The sequence below is a fragment of the Nocardioides sp. genome (assembly GCF_964228225.1).
Taxonomy (GTDB): domain Bacteria; phylum Actinomycetota; class Actinomycetes; order Propionibacteriales; family Nocardioidaceae; genus Nocardioides.
On record NZ_CAXQZB010000026.1, the window covers coordinates 1 to 4,262 of the forward strand.

Consider the following 4,262-nt stretch of genomic DNA (forward strand, 5'->3'; position numbering starts at 1 on the left):
CCCCCGCCCCGTCCGCCCCGGACCGGTGGACCCGCGCTCAGCGGGCGTCGACCACCGTGACCTCGCGGGTCACGCGGGTACGGCCGAACTCCAGCTTCAGCCGCACCTTCTCCGCGCCCTCGCGGACACCGTCGGCGCGCGTCGGGATGCGCACCTCGACCCGCTGCTCCCCGGTGGGCAGCCGCTCTCCGATGTAGACGTAGGAGCGCCACAGGGGCACGACGTCGCCGTCGGGGTCGATGCCCTGGCGGGTGAGCCACGAGACCGGCACGTCGTCGGTGGAGAGGTAGCGCCCGGGCGCCCGGACGAAGCGGGCGGCCCCGTAGAGCTCGTAGTCCACCGGGGCGCCCAGGGTGTAGCGCAGCACGATGTCCTGGCCCTCGCGCACCGTGCTGCGGGCCAGGGTGGCGCGCATCGTGGGCGTCGGGTCGTCGTCGGTGACCCGCACCTCGCCGAGGTAGCGGCCCGTGACCACCCCGGAGGCGGCCCAGATCGACACCTGGGTGCTGGTGCGCAGGTCGTCGAGCTGGTCGGCGGTGACGGGCACCGGGATCGACCCGCTGGTCTGGCCGGGGGCGAGGTCGATCCGCAGCCGGGCGACGTCGCCGGGACGCGACCCGACCGTCACGGCCTGCAGCCGGGCCGGCGCGGTGATCTCACCGACGACCCGGAAGGGCAGCCGCACCAGACGCCGCTCGGGGCTGTCGCCCTCGACGACGGTGAGGGTGCCGAGGTCGACCCGGGCCAACCGGCGCGCCGGCACCGCGGGCAGGTCGGCGGGGGCGGCGGAGAGGTCGGCGATCCAGACCCGGCCGCGCTCGGAGCCCGCCACCAGGTCGACCTCGCGGATGTCGGCGAGGTCCACCTCGGCCGCCTCCGGGGCGCCGGCGGCGTCGACCAGCAGGCTCGTGGCCCACACCTTGGTGACCTGCGGCCCCACGAACGGCGGGGTCTGGGTCGGACCGCCCACCGGGTCGAGGGTCACCGACGCGCCGGTGCCGTCCACGAGCCGCACCTGCAGCGGGACGGGGCCGCGGGCGGGGTCGAGGACGGTGCGCAGCTCGAGGCGGTCGGTGGAGAGGTCCAGCGGCCGGTCGAGCAGCAGTCCGGCGCGCGCGCCGACCCGGCTCCACGCGACCTCGAGGAACCGCCGGGTGGGGGCGGACTCCCCGGCCATGTACCAGTGCGGCGTCACCGACCGGCTCACCGCGCCGCGCCCACAGGCGGACAGCGCGTCGGCGTCGGCGGTGGCGACGCCCTGGCAGATCCGAGCCTCCGCGCCGGCGGTGGGCAGGGCCGGCGTGGCGTCGACGCCGGGACGACGGGTGTCGCGGCCGCCCTTGAGCGCGTGGGTGAACACCGTGGCGTCGCCGATCGAGGGCACGGTGGTGGCCGAGCCGTCGAGCAGCGGCAAGGGGTCGGTGTCACCGGTGTAGACGTGCACGGCGCCGGCGACGTAGGCGGTGCCGACCGCCCGCTGCTCGCGGGCCGAGAGCCGCTGCGGGGTGGCGCGGCCGCAGGGCTGGTCGTTCGGGCCGAACCAGTCGTCGTTGGCCGGGGCCACCGCGGTGGCGGGGGTCCACTCGGTGTTGAAGAAGTTGTGGTTGGCCCCGATCACCAGCGCCCCGGTGCGCAGCGCGGTGTCGTCGGCCGCCAGGTCGCGACCGACGTCGACGAACCGCTGGCCCTGCAGGTCGAACACGTCGCCGTCGCAGGAGGGCAGCAGGCTCAGGGTCGGCACGTAGGGCGCGGCGGTGGAGGCGAAGTCGGTCGGCGCGAGCAGGACCTGCCCGACCACGCGGTAGGGCGCGGACAACGGGATGTCCTGAGCGGCGCGGTTCACGCCCTCACCGCCGCGGGAGTGGCCCACGAGGACGACCCGGGTGAGGTCCACCTGGTGCTCGTCGGCCAGGTCCACCCAGTGGTCGAGGTGGCGCTGCACCAGCAGCGACCGGGCCTCGGCGCCGCCGTCGGGCAGCCGGTAGTCCTGGGCGTTGATGCCGTTGGCACGGATCGAGACCGTCGTGTAGCCCTGGGAGGCCAGCACGCGCTGCACGTAGTCGTAGCCGAGGTGGCTCGGGATCTCGGCGAACGGCGCCGGGCAGGGCCAGGTCTCGGCGTACCCGCCCTGACCGGTCGGGTCGTAGCAGACCTCGTGACGGCCGTGGAGGAACAGCACGAGCGGGCGCGGCCCGGTCTCCGCACCCGGCGCCGGCTCGACGACGTGGCCGATCCGCTCGATCGGCTCCTTCATCCCCGGCAGCTTCAGCGGGGCCAGCTCGTAGTCGGAGGAGACCACGGCGAACTCCCCGGGGGCACCGGGGTCGGCGGCGTCGAGCACGGCCCGGGCCGGGGCGGTCGCGGCGCGGGGCAGCACGGCGGCACCGTCGCGGCCGGTCTCGTCGAGGCGGTCGCCGGACAGCACGACGTCGAGGTCGGCGACCTGCGGCGGGACGGGGGCGGTGACGACGGCGCTCACGGTGCGGCCGTCGGCCCCCAGCGTCGTGACACCGCCGGCGAGGTCGGCGCCCACGATCTCGGGGCGGTCGCCGGTGACCGGCAGCGGCGTCGGCGAGCGCCAGCTCACGTCGTAGCGGCCGGCGCCGAGGTCGAGGACCCGCCACTGGCCGACGGTCCCCGCCGCGGCGCGGGCCGGGCCCGGATCGCCGCCCCCGGGGGCGGCGACGGCGGTGGGCGGGGGCGCCACCAGGGCGGTGCGGGCCAGCGAGGCCGTGAGCCGGACGACGGGGCGCGCGAGCGCGGCGCGTCGTCGGCGGAGGGATGCCATACCTGGTGGACGCGCCGGAGCCGGATTCGGTTGCGACGGGGTTCGTGGGGTCACCCCGGCGATCCTGCCCCCGGCACGCCCGCGCGCGGCGTTGCCGGCGCGGCGTGTCCGCCCCGACGCGGTCGCCGTGGGGACCGGCGTCTCAGGCGGTGCCGCGGATGCCGCGTCCGGGGCCGGTCCTCTCTACGCTGGTCCGGGTGAAGGCGCTGCTGCTCGAGAACATCCACCCGGTCGCCGTCGAGACGCTGGAGCGTCGCGGCTTCGAGGTCGACCTGCGCGCGCCCTCGATGTCGGAGGACGAGCTCGTGGCGGCGCTGCCCGGCGTCACCGTGCTCGGCATCCGGTCCAACACCACGATCACCCCGCGGGTGCTCGACGCCGCCGACGCGCTGCAGGCGATCGGCTGCTTCTGCATCGGCACCAACCAGGTCGACCTCGCGGCCGCGGCCGCCCGCGGCGTGGCGGTCTTCAACGCCCCCTACTCCAACACCCGCTCGGTGGTGGAGCTGGTGATCGGCGAGATCATCATGCTGGCGCGGCGACTGGCCGAGAAGAACGACAAGATGCACGCCGGCGTGTGGGACAAGTCGGCCAAGGGCAGCCACGAGATCCGCGGGCGCACCCTCGGCATCGTCGGCTACGGCAACATCGGCACCCAGCTCTCCAACCTCGCCGAGGCCCTCGGCCTGCGGGTGGTCTTCTACGACACCGCCGACCGGCTCGCCCACGGCAACGCCCAGCGGATGCGCACCCTGGAGGAGCTGCTCGCCGTCGCCGACGTCGTGAGCCTGCACGTCGACGGCCGTCCCGGCAACGCCGGCCTGTTCGGGCGCGAGCAGTTCGCGGCGATGAAGCCCCGCTCGCTGTTCATCAACGCCGCACGCGGCATGGTCGTCGACACCGCCGCCCTGGCGGAGTTCGTCGCCTCGGGCCACATCGCCGGCGCCGCCCTCGACGTCTTCCCGATCGAGCCCAAGGCGCAGGGCGACGGGTTCGAGTCCCCGCTGCGCGGCCTGGACAACGTCATCCTCACCCCGCACGTCGGCGGCTCCACCCAGGAGGCCCAGGAGGAGATCGGCTGGTTCGTGGCCGGCAAGCTCGGCGGGTTCGTGCTCGAGGGCCGCACCGAGCTCTCGGTGAACCTCCCGGCGGTGCAGGCCCCCCAGCTCATCGAGGGGTCGCGGCTGGGCTACCTCCACGTCAACGTGCCCGGCGTGCTGGCCGAGGTCAACACCCGGCTGGCCGAGCAGGGCCTCAACGTCACCGCCCAGTACCTGGCCACCCACGGCGAGCAGGGCTACGTCGTCACCGACGTCGCCGGGCCGGTCTCCGCCGCCCAGCTCGAGGCGCTCGGCGCCTCCCCCCACACCGTGTGGGCGCGGGCCTGGCGGGCCTGACCCTCGGGGTGCTGTCTCTCGTCGTCACCAGCGGAATGCACCGGTTCCCGGCCGATCCCGGTGCATTCCGCTGGTGA

General features: G+C 75.4%; 2 protein-coding genes. One reads left to right on the top strand and one right to left on the bottom strand.

The features are described 5' to 3' along the window. Positions 1-37 precede the first annotated feature (37 nt). Entirely contained in the window at positions 38-2,788 is a 2,751-nt protein-coding gene (locus ACERUJ_RS06725; protein WP_370247710.1) for a hypothetical protein, read from the bottom strand. Positions 2,789-2,985: 197 nt separating this feature from the next. Here ACERUJ_RS06725 and serA point away from each other — a divergent pair, with 197 nt between their 5' ends. Continuing rightward, the gene (gene serA, locus ACERUJ_RS06730; RefSeq protein WP_370247711.1) at positions 2,986-4,185 is read left to right on the top strand and encodes a phosphoglycerate dehydrogenase; all 1,200 of its coding nucleotides are present in this window, start codon (positions 2,986-2,988) and stop codon (positions 4,183-4,185) included. Positions 4,186-4,262: the final 77 nt, after the last annotated feature.

Bases quoted from the DNA above. Each gene is read 5' to 3' on its own strand.
- ACERUJ_RS06725 (WP_370247710.1), bottom strand. From the start codon at position 2,788: ATGGCATCCCTCCGCCGACGACGCGCCGCGCTCGCGCGCCCCGTCGTC.